The sequence below is a fragment of the Micromonospora sp. NPDC003776 genome (genome assembly GCF_053605645.1).
In genome coordinates, this window is sequence record NZ_JBSGJR010000108.1 from 1 (window position 1) to 14,602 (window position 14,602).

Below are 14,602 nucleotides of genomic sequence, written 5' to 3' on the forward strand. Positions count from 1 at the left end.
AGCTCGGGGTGAGCCGCAACGCCCGGGGCGCGGTCGACGCCCGGCCCGACTGGCACCACTGCCGGCTCACCCCCGCCCCGGTCAGGCCGTAGCCGCCGCCGGCCGCCACCCCGAGGCCGACCAGGGTCAGCAGGCCGCCGAGCAGCCGCCGGACCCGGCCCCGGGTGGCCAGCACCGCGCCCCCACCGGCCAGCCCGACCAGCGCCAGCGCGGAGACCCACGGGAGCAGGTCCGCGCCGGTGCGGGAGTGCCGCGCCGGGGGCAGCGATCCCCGAGCGGTCAGCTCGACCGACCAGGTCCGGGTCACCGCCCAGAGGGCGAGCCCCGCGCCGGCCAGGCAGAGCAGCACCGCGTACGTCAGCTCGCGCCGGCCCCGCGCGGCGGGCGACCCGGCCGGTACGCTGCCCTGCGTCGGCCCGCTCATCGGGCCGGCCGCAGGGTCTCGGCGGCGGCGATGGCGGCGAGCACGGCGGCGGCCTTGTTCCGGGTCTCCTGGTCCTCGGCGGCGGGATCGGAATCGGCCACCACCCCGGCCCCGGCCTGCACGTAGGCGCGGCCGTCGCGGATCAGCGCGGTCCGGATGGCGATCGCCATGTCCAGGTCGCCACCGAAGCCGAAGTAGCCGACGGTCCCGCCGTAGAGGCCGCGCCGGGCCGGCTCCAGCTCCTCGATGATCTCCATGGCCCGGACCTTGGGCGCGCCGGACAGGGTGCCGGCGGGGAAGGTCGCGGCCAGCGCGTCGAAGGCGGTGCGATCCTCGCGCAGCTCCCCGACCACGGTGGAGACGATGTGCATGACGTGGCTGTACCGCTCGATGGTGGCGAACTCCGGCACCTCGACGGTGCCCGGGCGGCAGACCCGGCCCAGGTCGTTGCGGCCCAGGTCGACCAGCATGACGTGCTCGGCGCGCTCCTTGGGGTCGGCGAGCAGCTCGGCGGCGAGCCGGGCGTCGGCCTCCGGGGAGCCGCCGCGCGGCCGGGTGCCGGCGATCGGGTGCAGCAGGGCCCGGCGCCGCCCGTCCGCACCGGTGCTCACCTTGAGGTGCGCCTCCGGCGACGAGCCGACGATGTCGAACCCGTCGAAGCGCAGCAGGTACATGTACGGGCTGGGGTTGGTGGTGCGCAGCACCCGGTAGACGTCGAGCGGGTCGGCGTGGGTGGCCCGCTCGAAGCGCTGGCTGAGCACGATCTGGAAGCACTCGCCGGCCCGGATCGCCTCCTTGGCCGCCTCCACGGCCTTCGGGTAGCCACCGTCGGGGGTCCGGCTGACCACGTCGCCGACCGGGGGTCGGGCGACGGTCGAGATCATGGGCGGAATCGGTCGGGACAGCGCGGTGGTCATCGCGTCCAGTCGCCCCACCGCGTGGTGGTACGCCGCCGCGACCAGCGCCGGCCGGTCCGGCGCGTCCAGCGGGGGCAGGACGGCGTTGGCGACCAGGATCGCCGAGCCGTCGTAGTGGTCGAGCACCACCAGGTCGGTGGCGAGCATCATGCCGAGCTCGGGCACGTCCAGCTCGTCCTCGGTCAGCTCGGGCAGCTGCTCGAAGCGACGGACCAGGTCGTAGCCGAGGTAGCCGACCATGCCCCCGGTGAGCGGCGGCATGCCGCTGGCCGGGTCCCAGGCGGGGCCGGCCAGCGCGGCGACGGTCTCCCGCAGCACCGCCACCGGGTCGCCGGAGGCCGGTACGCCGGCCGGCGGGGCGCCCGCCCAGACCGCCGTGCCGTCCCGCTCGGTGAGCGTGGCGGCGCTGCGGACCCCGATGAACGAGTAGCGGGACCAGGCCATCCCGGCCGAGCCGACGCCCTGCTCGGCGGACTCCAGCAGGAAGGTGCCCGGGCCGCCGGCGAGCTTGCGGTAGACGCCGACCGGGGTCTCCGCGTCGGCGAGCAACCGGCGGGTGACCGGCACGACCCGCCAGCGGGCCGCCAGGTCGGCGAAGGTGCCCTGGTCCGGGCTGACCGTGCCGTCCGTCATGAGGTGGCCTCCGGGGCGCTGACCGGAAGCTCGGTGAAGAAGCAGGTGCGCTGCCCGGTGTGGCAGGCCGCCCCGACCTGGTCGACGCTGACCAGCAGCGCGTCGCCGTCGCAGTCGAGCGCGACCGAGCGGACGTACTGGTGGTGGCCCGAGGTGGCGCCCTTGACCCAGTACTCCTGCCGGCTGCGCGACCAGTAGGTGGCCCGGCCGGTGGTCAGCGTCCGGTGCAGCGCCTCGTCGTCCATCCAGGCGACCATCAGCACCTCGCCCGAGTCGTGCTGGCGGACCACCGCGGCGACCAGCCCGTCGGGGGTACGGCGCAGCCGGGCGGCGATCTCGGGGTCGAGGCGGGAGGGGCGGGCCGGGCCGGGGGCCGCGGCGCCGCCGGGGCTGGTGGAGGCGCCGGTCACCGGCGCGTCAGAGGCGGGCACGGTTGACCATTCTCCCGCACGCGGCCCCGGCACCGCCGCCGCGTCCCGGGAGGCGGGCGCCGAACGGCCCAGCGCCCGGCCCAGTTGCCCCAGGTAGCGGTCCAGCCGGCCGTCTACCAGGGCGTCCGCCAGGTCCACCCCGCCCACCGCGGCGATCTCCTCCGCGTACGGGCGGATCAGCGGGACGATCCCGCCGACCAGCCGGCCGGCGGCGGCGGCCACCTCGGCGGCGGTGCCGGGCCGCAGCCCGAGGCAGAGCAGCATGTCGTCGCGGTAGCCGGCCGGGGCGACCGGCAGGTCCAGCGCGGCGGCCAGCGCGGCCCGGCGGGAGGCCACCCGGACCGACGGGTTGGCCAGCCGCAGCACGGACGGGCAGAGCCGGGCCAGGTCGGCGGCGGCCAGCCGGACGCCCACGGTGTCGCGGGCCCACCGGGCGCCGGCGACCTTGCCGAGGGTCGCGATCAGCTCCTCCAGCCGGGGCTCGTCCGCGGGCTGGCAGAGCACCGGCAGGTCGATCCGGCGCCGCCACTCGGGCACGGCCCAGATCAGCCGGGCCGGCGCGGTGACCGGCAACCCGAACGCCCAGTCCGCCGGCTGCCCGAGCCGGCGGACCCAGGACCGGACGTCGCGGGCGGCCACCGAGATGTGCACCAGGCGCCCGGCGAACTCCGCGAGGTACGCCCGCCGGGCCGCGTAGGGGGCACCGGACGCGGCCGGGCCCGCCGGCCCGGGGTGGGGCGCGGCGGACCCGCGCGGCTCGTCGCCCGGGTGGTCCTCCTCGGCCGCGACCAGCACGTCGACGTCGACGTCGCTGTGCTCGGTGGCGGCGCGGCGGGCGTGACTGCCCCGCAGCATGATGCCGACGACGGGACGGTCGGCGGCCTGCCGCAGGCGGGCGGCCCATTCCTCGAGGAAGGCGCCCTCCGGCAGCGGAGCGTGATCCACTGCGCCATCGTGCCGGACGTCCCATGAGTGTGGCAATGACCGTTGGCGGACTCCCTGTCCGCCTAGTGCCCCACGGTTCGCATTCCTGCCTCGGTGTACCTTTCTCCGGCCACCGCCCCGGCCGGCACCGCCTCGCGCAGCCGGCGCTGCTGCTCGGGGGTCAGCCGGACGTCGGCCGCGGCGACGTTCTCCTCCAGGTAGCGGACCCGCTTGGTGCCGGGGATGGTCAGCACGTCCTCGCCCTGGTCGAGCGCCCAGGCCAACGCCGCCTGGGCCGGGGTGCAGCCGATCTCGGCGGCCACCTCGCGGACCGCCTCGACGAGTTTGAGGTTGGCGTCCAGGTTGCCTTCGGCGAAGCGCGGCACGTTGCGCCGCCAGTCGTCCTCGGCGAGCTGCTCCCGGCTGGTGATCGCCCCGGTCAGCAGCCCCCGGCCGATCGGCGAGTACGCCACCAGCGCCACCCCCAGCTCCCGGCAGGTGGCCAGCATCTTCCCCTCGACGTCCCGGCTGAACAGGGAGTACTCCATCTGCACGGCCGAGATCGGGTGCACGGCGTGGGCCGCCCGCAGCGTCTCCGGGCTCACCTCGGACAGGCCGAGCAGCCGTACCTTGCCCGCCTTGACGAGCTCGGCCATCGCGCCGACGGTCTCCTCGATCGGCGTCTCCGGGTTGCGCCGGTGCAGGTAGTACAGGTCGATGGTCTCCACCCCGAGCCGGCCCAGCGAGGCGTCGCAGGCTTCCCGGGCCCAGGCCGCGCTGCTGTCCACGTAGGCGCCCGGGGTGCCGGTGCCGCCGAAGGTGTCACCGCGGCTGCGGTTGCCGAACTTGGTGGCCAGGAAGACCTCGTCCCGCCGGGCCCGTACCACCGGGGCGAGCAGCCGTTCGTTGGCGCCGAAGCCGTACATGTCGGCGGTGTCGAGGTGGTCGACCCCGAGGTCGAGGGCCCGGTGCAGGGTCCGCGTCGACTCGGCGTCGTCGCCGCCGCCGTACGCGAAGCTCATGCCCATGCAGCCCAGGCCGATCGCTGAGACCTCCGGGCCGGTCGCGCCCACCCGTCGCTTGATCATCGAAGCTCCTCCTCCGCCCTGCGGTACGCGTCGATCTTGTGGTCGAGCACCTTGAGGTCCTCGGTCAGCTCGGCCATCCGGGCCAGCACCCGGGCGCGGTGCGCCTCGAAGAGCGCCCGTCGCGCGCCGAGCGTCCGGTCGCCCTGCCGGGCCAGCTCGGCGTAGCGGCGCATGTCCCGTACCGGCATGCCGGTGCGGCGCAGCCGGGTGAGCAGGAACAGCCAGTTGACGTCGGACTCGGTGTAGCGCCGGCGGCCCGAGGAGTCCCGCCCGACCGGGGCGACCAGGCCCTCCTGCTCGTACCAGCGCAGCGTGTAGGTGGTCAGGCCGACCCGTTCCGCCGCCTCACCGACGGTGAGGCTCATCTCCCGTGTGCTGATGTCCACGTCCCCCAGGCTTCCAGTTCGAGCGCACTCGAAGTCAACCCCGTTGCGCGCCGGGCGGTAACTCAACTAGCGTTGAGTTCAACAGTTGATGAGTTTTCCGGAGGCGGGCGTGGACGACGCGGTGTCGGTCCGTGACCTGGTGGTCGACCGGGGCCGGCAGCGGGTGCTCCAGAGCATCTCCTGCACGGTGCCCCGCGGCACGGTCACCGGGCTGCTCGGGCCCAGCGGCAGCGGCAAGACAACCCTGATGCGGGCCGTCGTCGGGGTGCAGCGGGTCTCGTCGGGCACGGTGACCGTGCTCGGCCGACCGGCCGGCGCCGCCGAGTTGCGGCGCCGGGTCGGCTACCTCACCCAGGCGCCCAGCGTCTACGCCGACCTGACCGTGCGGGAGAACGCGCGCTACTTCGCGGTGCTCCAGGGGCGGGGCCGGGCCGACGCGGACCGGGCGGTGGCCGACGTCGGCCTGGCGAAGGCCGCCGACCAACTGGTCGGCACCCTCTCCGGCGGGCAGCGCAGCCGGGCGTCGCTGGCCTGCGCCCTGGTCGGCGAGCCGGAGCTGGTCATCCTCGACGAACCCACCGTCGGGCAGGACCCGGTGCTCCGCGCCGACCTGTGGGCCCGGTTCCACGCCATGGCGGACGCCGGCACCACGCTGCTGGTGTCCAGCCACGTGATGGACGAGGCGGCCCGCTGCGACCGGCTGCTGCTGATCCGGGACGGCCGGCTGGTCGCCGACGACACCCCGGACGCGGTCCGTGCCAGCACCGGCGTCGACGACCTGGAGGAGGCGTTCCTCCGGCTGATCCGGGCGAGCGAGCAGGAGGCCGCGTCGTGAACCCCCGCATCCTGGCCGCGACCACCGGGCGGATCCTGCGCCAGCTCCGCCACGACAAGCGCACGGTGGCGCTGCTCGTCGTGGTGCCCACCGTGCTGCTCACCCTGGTCTACTTCATGTACGTCGACCAGCCCACCCCGCCGGGGCAGCCGACCGTCTTCGACCAGGTCGCCCTGATCATGCTGGGCTTCTTCCCGTTCATCATCATGTTCCTGGTGACCAGCATCGCCATGCTGCGCGAGCGCACCACCGGCACGCTGGAACGGCTGCTCACCACCCCGCTGGGCAAGCTCGACCTGCTCTTCGGCTACGGCATCGCGTTCGGCCTGGCCGGCGTGCTCCAGTCCACCATCGCGTCGCTGGTGGCGTACCAGGTGTTCGGGTTGGACACCGCCGGCAGCCTCTGGCTGGTCGTCATGATCGCCGGGGTGAACGCGGTGCTGGCGGTGGCGCTCGGCCTGTTCTGCTCCGCGTTCGCCCGCACCGAGTTCCAGGCCGTGCAGTTCATGCCGGTGGTGGTGCTGCCGCAGCTGCTGCTCTGCGGGCTGTTCGTGCCCCGGGGCGAGATGGCCGGCTGGCTCCAGGCGATCAGCGACGTGCTGCCCCTGTCGTACGCGGTGGAGGCGCTCCAGGAGGTCGGCGCGCACGCCGACCCGACCGGGACGATGTGGCGGGACGTGGCGATCGTCGGTGGGGCGGCGGTGGCGGCGCTGGTGCTCGCCGCCGCGACGCTGCGCCGGCGCAGCGGGTGATGGTGCGGCGCACCGGCCGGCGTCCCGGCAACCCCGACACCCGCGAGACCATCCTCACGGCCGCGCGGGCCACATTCGCCGAGCGCGGCTTCGACGCCGCCTCGATCCGGGCGATCGCCACCGCCGCCGGGGTGGATCCGGCGCTGGTGCACCACTACTTCGGCACCAAGGAGGAACTGTTCCGGGCCACCGTGTCGATCCCCGTCGACCCGGCCGAACTGGTGCCGCGGGTGCTGGCCGGTGGCCCGGACGAGGTCGGCGAACGGCTGGTCCGCACCTTCCTCGCCGTGTGGGACTCCCCGGTCGGCGCGGCCGCCGTGGCCCTGCTCCGCTCGGCGGTGAGCAACCAGTGGACCGCCCGTCTGCTGCGCGAGTTCCTGGTCACCCAGGTCCTGCGCCGGGTCGTCGACCAGCTCGACCTCGATCCGGCCGAGGTGCCGCTGCGGGGCGCGCTGGTGGCCACCCAGATCGCCGGCCTGGCCATGATGCGGTACGTGATCCGCCTCGAGCCGGTCGCCTCCGCGTCCCCGGACACCCTGGCCGCCACGATCGGCCCGACCGTGCAGCGCTACCTCACCGGCCCGCTGGATCAGAGCTGAGGCCGCTGACCACGCCGACGGCGGGCGACGGGCGGTCGATCCGCACAAGACGCCGCTCGCAACGGACGCGCCACGGCCCGCCCCGGCACACCGGAGGCGGGCCGGAGCCGAGGCCAACGCCGGAACGGGGTCCGCGCTAGCGGGTCTGCTCCAGCCAGGAGGCGTAGAGCAGGGCGTAGACGGAATCCGGGTCCCGGAGCAGCTCGTCGTGCGGGCCGCGCTGGACGATCCGGCCCCGGTCCACCACGATCACCTCATCGGCGGCCTGCGCGGTGGAGAGCCGGTGGGCGATGGCCAGGGTTGTCCGGCCGCGGGTCACCGCGTCCAGGGTGCGCTGGAGGCGTACCTCGGTGGCCGGGTCGACGGCGCTGGTCGCCTCGTCGAGCACCAGCAGATCCGGATCGGCGACGTACGCCCGGGCCAGCGCCACGAGCTGCCGCTCGCCGACGCTGAGCGCCTCGCCGCGCTCCCCGACCGGGGTGTCCAGCCCGGCCGGCAGCCCGTCCAGCCAGTCGGCCAGGCCCAGCTCGGTGAAGGCGGCGGTGAGTTGCGCGTCGGTCAGCTCCGGCCGGGCGAAGCGGACGTTGTCCCCCACCGTGGCGTCGAAGAGGAAGCCGTCCTGCGGCACCATCACCACCCGCGAGCGCAGCGAGTCGAACCGGACTTGGCGCAGAGACACCCCGGAGAGCAGCACCTCGCCCTCGGTGGGGTCCATCAGCCGGGTGAGCAGCTTGGCGAAGGTGGTCTTGCCGCTGCCGGTCTCGCCGACCACCGCCACCCGGCTCTTGGCCGGGATCTCCAGGGTCACGTCGTGCAGCACCGGCGGCCCGCCCGGGTAGGCGAAGGTCACCCCGGCGAAGCGGACGTCCAGCGGGCCCGCGGGCAGCTCCCGGCCCTGCTCTCCCGGGTCGGCCACGTCCGGCGCGACGTCCAGCACGTCGAGCACCCGGCGCCAGCCGGCGATCGCGTTCTGCGCCTCGTTGAGCACCTCGGTGGCGATCTGCACCGGCTGGATGAAGAGCGTCACCAGGAACAGGAACGCGGTGAGCTGACCGATGGAGAGGGTGCGGTCCACGCCGAGGTTCACCCCGACCACCACCACGCCGGCCAGGGCCAGGCCGGCCGCCAGCTCCCCCACCGAACTGCCCAGGATGCTGATCCGGATGGCCTTCTGCTGGGCCTGCCGCTGCCCCTCGATCGCCGCGTCCAGCCGCCGGGCGGTCCGGCCGGCGATCCCGTACGCCCGGATCACCGGCGCCCCGACCACGCTCTCGCCGATGGTCCCGAGCAGCGTGCCCATCCGCTGCCGGACCAACCCGTACGCGCCGGCCAACCGGCGCTGGAGCAGACGGATCACCAGCACCGCCGGGGCGAACGCGGCGAGCACCACCAGGGTGAGCTGCCAGGAGTACGCGAGCATCACCGCGGTGGTGACGACCAGCTGGCCGAGGTTGACGATGAGGATCACGCCGCCCCACTGGAGGAACTGGGTGATCTGGTCGACGTCGCTGGTGACCCGGGAGACCAGTGAGCCCCGCCGCTCGGACTGCTGGTGCAGCATCGACAGGTCGTGCACGTGCCGGAACGCCCGGGTGCGCACGCCGGCGAGCGCGGTCTCGCTGACCGTGAAGAGCCGGCGCATCATCAGGTACCCGCAGGTGGTGGTGACCACCAGCACCGCGGCGGTGACCACCACGGTCAGCGAGACCACGTCCAGGTCGAGTCCGCCGACGATGCCGTGGTCGATGCCGCGCTGCACGGCCACCGGCACGGCGACCCGGCCGACCATGTAGATCAGCGCCAGGGCCAGGGTGCCGGCCAGCCCGGTCTTCAGCTCCGGGGAGAGCGCCAGCCCCCGCCGCAGCGTCCGCCAGGTCGACTCGACCCGCTCCGCCGGTCCGGCGGCCTCGGCCGTCGTCGTACTCGCGCTCACCGGTCAACCTCGACTTCCAGGCCGGAGGTCAGCGGGGTGACCTCGTCGTACGTGCGGGTCTGCTCGCGTTCCTGCTCGGCCTGCTCGTACGCCGTGACCAGGTCGGCGTAGCCGGGCACGGTGGCGAGCAGTTCGGTGTGGGTGCCGCGGGCCACCACCCGGCCGTGCTCGACGTAGATGACCTCGTCGGCGAGCGCGATGGTGGCCCGCCGGTACGCCACCACGAGGATCGACGCGGGGGCGCCGCCGTCGCCCGGGGCGCGCAGCCCGGCCAGGATGGCCGCCTCGACGCGCGGGTCGACGGCGCTGGTCGCGTCGTCGAGCACCAGCAGCCGGGGGCGGCCGGCGAGCGCGCGGGCCAGGGTGAGCCGCTGGCGCTGGCCACCGGAGAGCGAGGTGCCCCGCTCGCCGACCATGGTGTCCAGTTCGTCGGGGAGGGCGGCCACGAAGCCGTCCGCCTCGGCCAGCCGCAGCGCCGCCCAGACCTCCTCGTCGCCGATGCCGGGCCTGTCCAGGCTGATGTTGGCCCGGACGGTGTCGTCGAAGACGAACGGCACCTGGGCGACCAGCGCCACGGTCGAGGCGAGCGAGGCGGCGGTCAGCTCCCGCACGTCGACGCCGTCCAGGGTGACGGCGCCGGCCCGCGGGTCGACCAGGCGTACGGCCAGGGAGGTGATGGTGGACTTGCCGGCCCCGGTCGGCCCGACCAGGGCGACCGTCTTCCCCGCGGGCACCGTGAAGGTCACCTCGCCGAGCACCTCGGTGCCGGGCAGGTGCGCCTCGGCGGGCTCGTAGCCGAAGTGGACGTCGTGGAAGGCGAGGGTGGCCGGGGTCGGGGTGGCCGGGTCCAGGGTCCGCTCGCCGTACGGCATCTCGCCGGTGGCGTCGAGGACCCGGCGGACCCGGTCCCAGCCGGCGACGCTGCGCGGCAGCTCGGCCAGCACCCAGCCGATCGCCCGGACGGGGAAGGCCAGCACGGTGAAGAGGAAGGCGACGCTGACCAGCTCGGTCACGTCGATCGCCCCCTGGCGCAGCCGGACCGCGCCGACCACCAGCACGGCCAGGGTGCCGAGGCTGGGCAGGGTCTCCAGCATCGGGTCGAAGACGCCGCGCAGCCTGCCGACGGCGATCAGCGCGTCGCGCAGCTCGCCGGCGCGGGCGGCGAAGCGCTCCGTCTCCTGCGCCTCGCGGCCCATCGTCTTGACCACCAGGGCGCCGTCGAAGCTCTCGTGGGCGATGCCGCTGACCTCGGCCCGCAGCCGCTGGGCGCGGGCCTGGCGGGGGGCCATCCGGCGGGAGTAGACCACGTTGAGCGCGAAGAGCGCCGGGAAGACCGCCAGGCCGACCAGGGCGAGCGCCCAGTCGGTGAGGAAGAGCGAGACCACCGCGCCGACCAGCATCACCAGGGTGCCGACCGCGAAGGGCAACGGGGCGATCGGGTACCAGGCGGCCTCCACGTCGGAGTTGGCGTTGGAGAGCAGCGTGCCGGTGGCGTTGCGGTGGTGCCAGGCCAGCGGCAGGTCGAGGTAGCGGCGGGTGACCCGGCGGCGGTAGGCGGCCTGGAGCCGGTACTGCATGTAGCCGGCGCCGAGCCGACGGCCGAAGATGCCGATCACCCGCAGCACGCTGATCCCGAAGAGCGCGGCGGCGGCGAGCGCGAGCACCCCGGCGGTCACCGAGCCGCGGGCGATGGCGGGGACCACCACCTTGCCGACCACCCCGCCGACGACGTACGCGCTGGCGATGACCATGGAGCCGAACAGCACGCTGCCGGCCACCGCGACCGCGAAGATCCTCGGCTGTTCCCGGATGGCCTGGCCGAGCACCCGCAGTCCCCGGCCGAGGACGTCCCGACTTGTCCCGCTCGCCAACGCACTCCCCCGCCGTAAGCCGCCTTGTTCTCCCTCATCCTTACCGCTCGGCGCCAGCTCTGCCGACCCGGCCCGGATATGTCCACCGTCACGTCGGCGACCTACGATCGGGGGATGCCGCGGTACGCCCGATCGGAGCGCGAGGCGCTCGCCGATCTGCTGCTGGAAGTGGGACCGGACGCGCCGACGGTCGACGAGGGGTGGAACACCCGCGACCTGGCGGCGCACCTGCTGGTCCGCGAGCGCCGGCCGGACGCCGCGGGTGGCATCGTGCTGCCGCCGCTGCGCCGCTACGCCGAAGGGGTCCGTCGCCGGGTGGCGGCCGGCCCGTACGCGGAGCTGGTGGCCCGGGTCCGCCGCCCGCCGGTGTGGAGCCCGCTGAGCAACCCGCTCACCGACGAACTGGTCAACACCGTGGAGTTCTTCATCCACCACGAGGACGTGCGCCGGGCCCGGCCGGGGTGGCTGCCGCGCGACCTGCCGGCCGGGCTGCAGGCGGTGCTCTGGAAGCGGGGCGCGCTGCTGGCCCGGATGGCGCTGCGCCGGTTCCCGGCCGCCCTGCTGGTGCAGGGACCCGGCTTCGGGGAACTCGCCGTCGGGCGCGGGGGCGAGCGGCTGCGGCTGGTCGGCGCGCCCGGCGAGCTGATCCTGTTCCTCTCCGGCCGGCAGCGGGTGGCCCGGGTGCAGGTGGACGGGGCGGCCGCGCCGGCCGAACGGTTGCGCACGGCCGACCTGGGCCTCTGACCGACTGTGCGGAACCGGTCACCCGGCCGATCTGAAACCTGATTCACCCAACGACGGCAGCCGATCGCTGGTGCCGTACGCTCCTGGCCGCCGCCCCACCTCGGGCGGCGGACAAGGGAGCACGATGCGGAGCTTCGCCGTCTCGGCACTGCGCGAACCCCCCTTCCCGGCGCGCCGGCACGCCGCCGTCGACCTGGTCGCCACCGAGAGCGCCGAATGGGTACGTGGACTGCGGCTGCTCGACACCACCGCCGCGCTGCGCCGGCTGAGCGGCGCCCACCCGGCCGAACTCGCCGCCCGGGCCTGCCCGGACGCGCCGGTGGAGCGGCTGCGCCTGCTCACCGACCTGATCTCCTGGCTGTTCGTGATGGACGACGCCTGCGACGAGGACGGGCTGGGCGCCAGCCCGACCCGGCTCGCCCCCACCGTGGCGGGCCTGCTGGACGTGCTCGACCGGCACGGCGATCCGGACGTCCCGGTGCCGGCCGAGGCGGGGCCGCTCGGCGTCGCGCTGGACGACCTGTGCCGGCGGGTCCGCGCCCGGCAGCGGCCGACCCTGCTGCTGCGCCTGGTCAGTCAGTTGCGCGAATACCTGCTGGCGTTGCTCTGGGAGGCGGCCAACCGGGAGCACGGCCGGGTGCCCGGGGTGGCCGAGTACGTGCAGATGCGCCGGCACACCGGCGGGGTGCGGCCCAGCTTCACCCTCACCGACCTGGCGTACGACGGGCTGCCGGCGGCCGGCCGGCGGGCGGAGCCGGCGCTGGCCGCGCTGGACGCCCTCGCCGCCGACCTGGTCTGCTGGTGCAACGACCTCTTCTCCTACGGCAAGGAGCGGGACCACGCGCCGGACGCGCACAACCTGGTCGCCACCATCCTGCGCGAGGGCGGTCCGGACGAGGAGGCGGCGCTGCGGGCGGCGGCCGACCGGTTCAACGACGGCCTGGTGGCGTACGCGGAGCGCGCGGCGGAGTTCGCCGCGACGGGCGACGAGGGGGTCCACGCCTTCCTGACCACCCGGCGCAACTGGATCCGGGCCACCTACGACTGGTCGCTCCAGGCAACGAGATACGCCTGACCTGCCCGATGCCGGCCCCACGTAGGGCTAGCCGCTCCCCGGGTACAGGCAATACTCTTCGGTAACCGCAAAATGCCGTGACCCCCGTCACGTTCCCCCACCGTTGAAGGCGGCTACAACGATGGCTCTCGATGTACCGTACCGTTCCATCCCCGACATGTTCCTCAAGCGCGTGGCCGAGACCCCCGACCGGCCCGCGTTCGCCCACCCCGCCCCGGACGACTCCGGACCGGTCTGGCTGAGCTGGGAGCAGGTCGGGCAGCGCGCCCGGGCGGTCGCGGCGGGGCTGCACGGCCTCGGCGTCGGCCTGGAGGACCCGGTGGCGATCCTGGCGAACACCCGGCTGGACTGGGTGATCGCGGATTTCGGCATCATGTGCGCCGGCGGGGCCACCACCACCGTCTACCCGACCACCGAGCCGGAGGACGCGACGTACATCATCGCCGACTCCGGGTCGCGGGTGCTCTTCGCGGAGAACCCGGCCCAGGCGGCGAAGATCGCCGGCGCCACGCTGCCCGCGCTGACCCACGTGGTGCTCTTCGACGGCGAGCCCGACCCGGCCGCCGCCGTCCCGCAGCTCACCCTGGCCGAGTTGGAGGAGCGCGGCAGGCAGGCGCTGGCCAACGAACCCGACCTGATCGACATGCTGGTCGCCGGCATCGGCCCGGACCACCTGGCCACCCTGATCTACACCTCGGGCACCACCGGCCGGCCCAAGGGCGTCGAGCTGCTGCACGGCGGCTGGTGCTGGGAGGGCGTGGCGCAGGCCGAGCTGGGCCTGCTGCACGCCGACGACCTGCAGTACCTCTGGCTGCCGCTGTCCCACTCGTTCGGCAAGACGCTGCTCTGCGGCGCCACCCACGTCGGGCTGCCGACCTACGTCGACGGCCGGGTGGAGAAGCTGGTCGACCTGCTCGGGGTGGTCCGGCCGACGCTGATGTGCGGCGCGCCGCGGGTCTTCGAGAAGGTCTACAACAAGGCGGTCACCACGGCGCAGGACGCCGGTGGCGCGAAGGCGAAGATCTTCGCCTGGGGCGTCGCGGTGGGCAAGGAGAAGGTCGCCCTGGAGCAGGCCGGCAAGCCGGTCCCGGCCGGGCTGCGGCTGAGGTACGCGCTGGCCGAGAAGCTGGTCTTCAGCAAGCTCCAGGCCCGGCTCGGCGGCCGGATCCGGGTGCTGGTCTCCGGCGCGGCCCCGCTGAGCAAGGAGATCGCCACCTTCTTCGCCGCCGCGAACCTGCCCATCTCCGAGGGGTACGGCCTCACCGAGACCAGCGCGGGCAACTTCGTCAACCCGCCCGACGGGCTGCGCATCGGCACCGTCGGCACGGCGATGGGCGACCTGGAGTGCCGGATCGACAGCGACGGCGAGATCCTGGTCCGCGGTCGACCGGTCATGCGGGGCTACCACAACCTGCCCGAGGAGACCGCCGCCGCGTTCACCGAGGACGGCTTCTTCCGGACCGGGGACATCGGCAGCCTCGACGACGACGGCTACCTGCGCATCACCGACCGGAAGAAGGACCTGGTCAAGACCTCGGGCGGCAAGTACATCGCCCCGTCGCACATCGAGGGCATGTTCAAGGCGATCTGCCCGTACACCTCGCAGGCCGTGGTCATCGGGCAGGCGCGCAACTACTGCACCATGCTGGTCACCCTCGACCCGGACGCGATCAAGGGCTGGGCCGCCGGGGGCCCGCTGGAGGGCCAGGACTACGCCGACATCGTCAGCTCGCCGGAGGCGCGGGAGATGGTGGAGGGGTACGTGGCGGAGCTCAACGCCAAGCTCAACCGCTGGGAGACGATCAAGAAGGTGGCCATCCTCCCCCGCGACCTCACCATCGAGGACGGTGAGATCACCCCCTCGCTGAAGATCAAGCGGCGGGGCGTGGAGAGCAACTTCGCCAGCGAGATCGAGAAAATGTACGCGGGCAGCCTCGCCGAGCTGTGACGGTCCGCCCGACGGCCGTGCCCCGGGACGGTGGGGCACGGC

Annotated in this window: 13 protein-coding genes and 1 pseudogene; 6 read left to right on the top strand and 8 right to left on the bottom strand. The window is 74.3% G+C overall.

From position 1 onward, the window contains the following. The 6 genes and pseudogenes from ACWEVO_RS12230 to ACWEVO_RS12255 form a co-directional block, all read right to left on the bottom strand. On the bottom strand, positions 1 to 424 hold a 424-nt coding region (locus tag ACWEVO_RS12230; protein WP_452307592.1), incomplete at its 3' end, for a Trp biosynthesis-associated membrane protein. After that, positions 421 to 1,974, bottom strand: coding sequence for an anthranilate synthase component I (locus tag ACWEVO_RS12235; RefSeq protein ID WP_452307593.1), 1,554 nt, complete (start codon positions 1,972 to 1,974; stop codon positions 421 to 423). The genes ACWEVO_RS12230 and ACWEVO_RS12235, both read right to left, overlap by 4 nt. Next, on the bottom strand, positions 1,971 to 2,405 hold the full coding sequence (gene hisI, locus ACWEVO_RS12240) for a phosphoribosyl-AMP cyclohydrolase (RefSeq protein ID WP_452307603.1): 435 nt from the start codon (positions 2,403 to 2,405) through the stop codon (positions 1,971 to 1,973). Before hisI ends, ACWEVO_RS12235 begins: the two co-directional genes overlap by 4 nt. A gap of 180 nt (positions 2,406 to 2,585) precedes the next feature. Further along, positions 2,586 to 3,260, bottom strand: a pseudogene (locus ACWEVO_RS12245) (phosphoribosyl-AMP cyclohydrolase); the annotation flags it as partial. Positions 3,261 to 3,412: 152 nt separating this feature from the next. Further along, positions 3,413 to 4,417, bottom strand: coding sequence for an aldo/keto reductase (locus ACWEVO_RS12250; RefSeq protein ID WP_452307594.1), 1,005 nt, complete (start codon positions 4,415 to 4,417; stop codon positions 3,413 to 3,415). Further along, positions 4,414 to 4,803: a MerR family transcriptional regulator gene (locus ACWEVO_RS12255; protein WP_452307595.1), complete on the bottom strand. Its 390-nt coding sequence runs from the start codon at positions 4,801 to 4,803 to the stop codon at positions 4,414 to 4,416. The genes ACWEVO_RS12250 and ACWEVO_RS12255 overlap by 4 nt, the downstream gene beginning before the upstream one ends. A 109-nt stretch (positions 4,804 to 4,912) precedes the next feature. Between ACWEVO_RS12255 and ACWEVO_RS12260 the strand changes: the two genes are divergently transcribed. The 3 genes from ACWEVO_RS12260 to ACWEVO_RS12270 are packed head-to-tail and all read left to right on the top strand — an operon-like array spanning position 4,913 to position 6,989. Continuing rightward, complete coding sequence (locus ACWEVO_RS12260) at positions 4,913 to 5,638, top strand: ABC transporter ATP-binding protein (RefSeq protein ID WP_452307604.1); 726 nt, start codon at positions 4,913 to 4,915, stop codon at positions 5,636 to 5,638. Then, positions 5,635 to 6,390, top strand: coding sequence for an ABC transporter permease (locus ACWEVO_RS12265; protein WP_452307596.1), 756 nt, complete (start codon positions 5,635 to 5,637; stop codon positions 6,388 to 6,390). Before ACWEVO_RS12260 ends, ACWEVO_RS12265 begins: the two co-directional genes overlap by 4 nt. Beyond that, a complete protein-coding gene (locus tag ACWEVO_RS12270) occupies positions 6,390 to 6,989 on the top strand; it encodes a TetR/AcrR family transcriptional regulator (RefSeq protein WP_452307597.1) in 600 nt (199 codons plus the stop codon). Before ACWEVO_RS12265 ends, ACWEVO_RS12270 begins: the two co-directional genes overlap by 1 nt. A 136-nt stretch (positions 6,990 to 7,125) precedes the next feature. Here the strand turns inward: ACWEVO_RS12270 and ACWEVO_RS12275 are convergent, their stop codons facing one another. Together ACWEVO_RS12275 and ACWEVO_RS12280 are read right to left on the bottom strand one after the other, a co-directional pair. Then, on the bottom strand, positions 7,126 to 8,922 hold the full coding sequence (locus ACWEVO_RS12275) for an ABC transporter ATP-binding protein (protein ID WP_452307598.1): 1,797 nt from the start codon (positions 8,920 to 8,922) through the stop codon (positions 7,126 to 7,128). Further along, entirely contained in the window at positions 8,919 to 10,793 is a 1,875-nt protein-coding gene (locus ACWEVO_RS12280) for an ABC transporter ATP-binding protein (RefSeq protein ID WP_452307599.1), read from the bottom strand. Before ACWEVO_RS12280 ends, ACWEVO_RS12275 begins: the two co-directional genes overlap by 4 nt. A 114-nt stretch (positions 10,794 to 10,907) precedes the next feature. Between ACWEVO_RS12280 and ACWEVO_RS12285 the strand changes: the two genes are divergently transcribed. From ACWEVO_RS12285 to ACWEVO_RS12295, 3 genes are all read left to right on the top strand, one after another. After that, the gene (locus ACWEVO_RS12285; RefSeq protein WP_452307600.1) at positions 10,908 to 11,537 is read left to right on the top strand and encodes a TIGR03085 family metal-binding protein; all 630 of its coding nucleotides are present in this window, start codon (positions 10,908 to 10,910) and stop codon (positions 11,535 to 11,537) included. A gap of 124 nt (positions 11,538 to 11,661) precedes the next feature. Then, a complete protein-coding gene (locus ACWEVO_RS12290) occupies positions 11,662 to 12,612 on the top strand; it encodes a terpene synthase family protein (RefSeq protein ID WP_452307601.1) in 951 nt (316 codons plus the stop codon). A 121-nt stretch (positions 12,613 to 12,733) separates the two neighbouring features. Beyond that, positions 12,734 to 14,560, top strand: a complete 1,827-nt coding sequence (locus ACWEVO_RS12295; RefSeq protein ID WP_452307602.1) for an AMP-dependent synthetase/ligase — start codon at positions 12,734 to 12,736, stop codon at positions 14,558 to 14,560. The last annotated feature ends 42 nt before the right edge of the window (positions 14,561 to 14,602 follow it).

What these genes read in the sequence shown, in the direction of transcription:
- ACWEVO_RS12295 (WP_452307602.1), top strand. Translation starts at nt 12,734, where the DNA reads ATGGCTCTCGATGTACCGTACCGTTCCATCCCCGACATGTTCCTCAAG.
- ACWEVO_RS12270 (WP_452307597.1), top strand. Translation starts at nt 6,390, where the DNA reads ATGGTGCGGCGCACCGGCCGGCGTCCCGGCAACCCCGACACCCGCGAG.
- ACWEVO_RS12285 (WP_452307600.1), top strand. Translation starts at nt 10,908, where the DNA reads ATGCCGCGGTACGCCCGATCGGAGCGCGAGGCGCTCGCCGATCTGCTG.
- ACWEVO_RS12290 (WP_452307601.1), top strand. Translation starts at nt 11,662, where the DNA reads ATGCGGAGCTTCGCCGTCTCGGCACTGCGCGAACCCCCCTTCCCGGCG.
- ACWEVO_RS12250 (WP_452307594.1), bottom strand. Translation starts at nt 4,417, where the DNA reads ATGATCAAGCGACGGGTGGGCGCGACCGGCCCGGAGGTCTCAGCGATC.
- ACWEVO_RS12235 (WP_452307593.1), bottom strand. Translation starts at nt 1,974, where the DNA reads ATGACGGACGGCACGGTCAGCCCGGACCAGGGCACCTTCGCCGACCTG.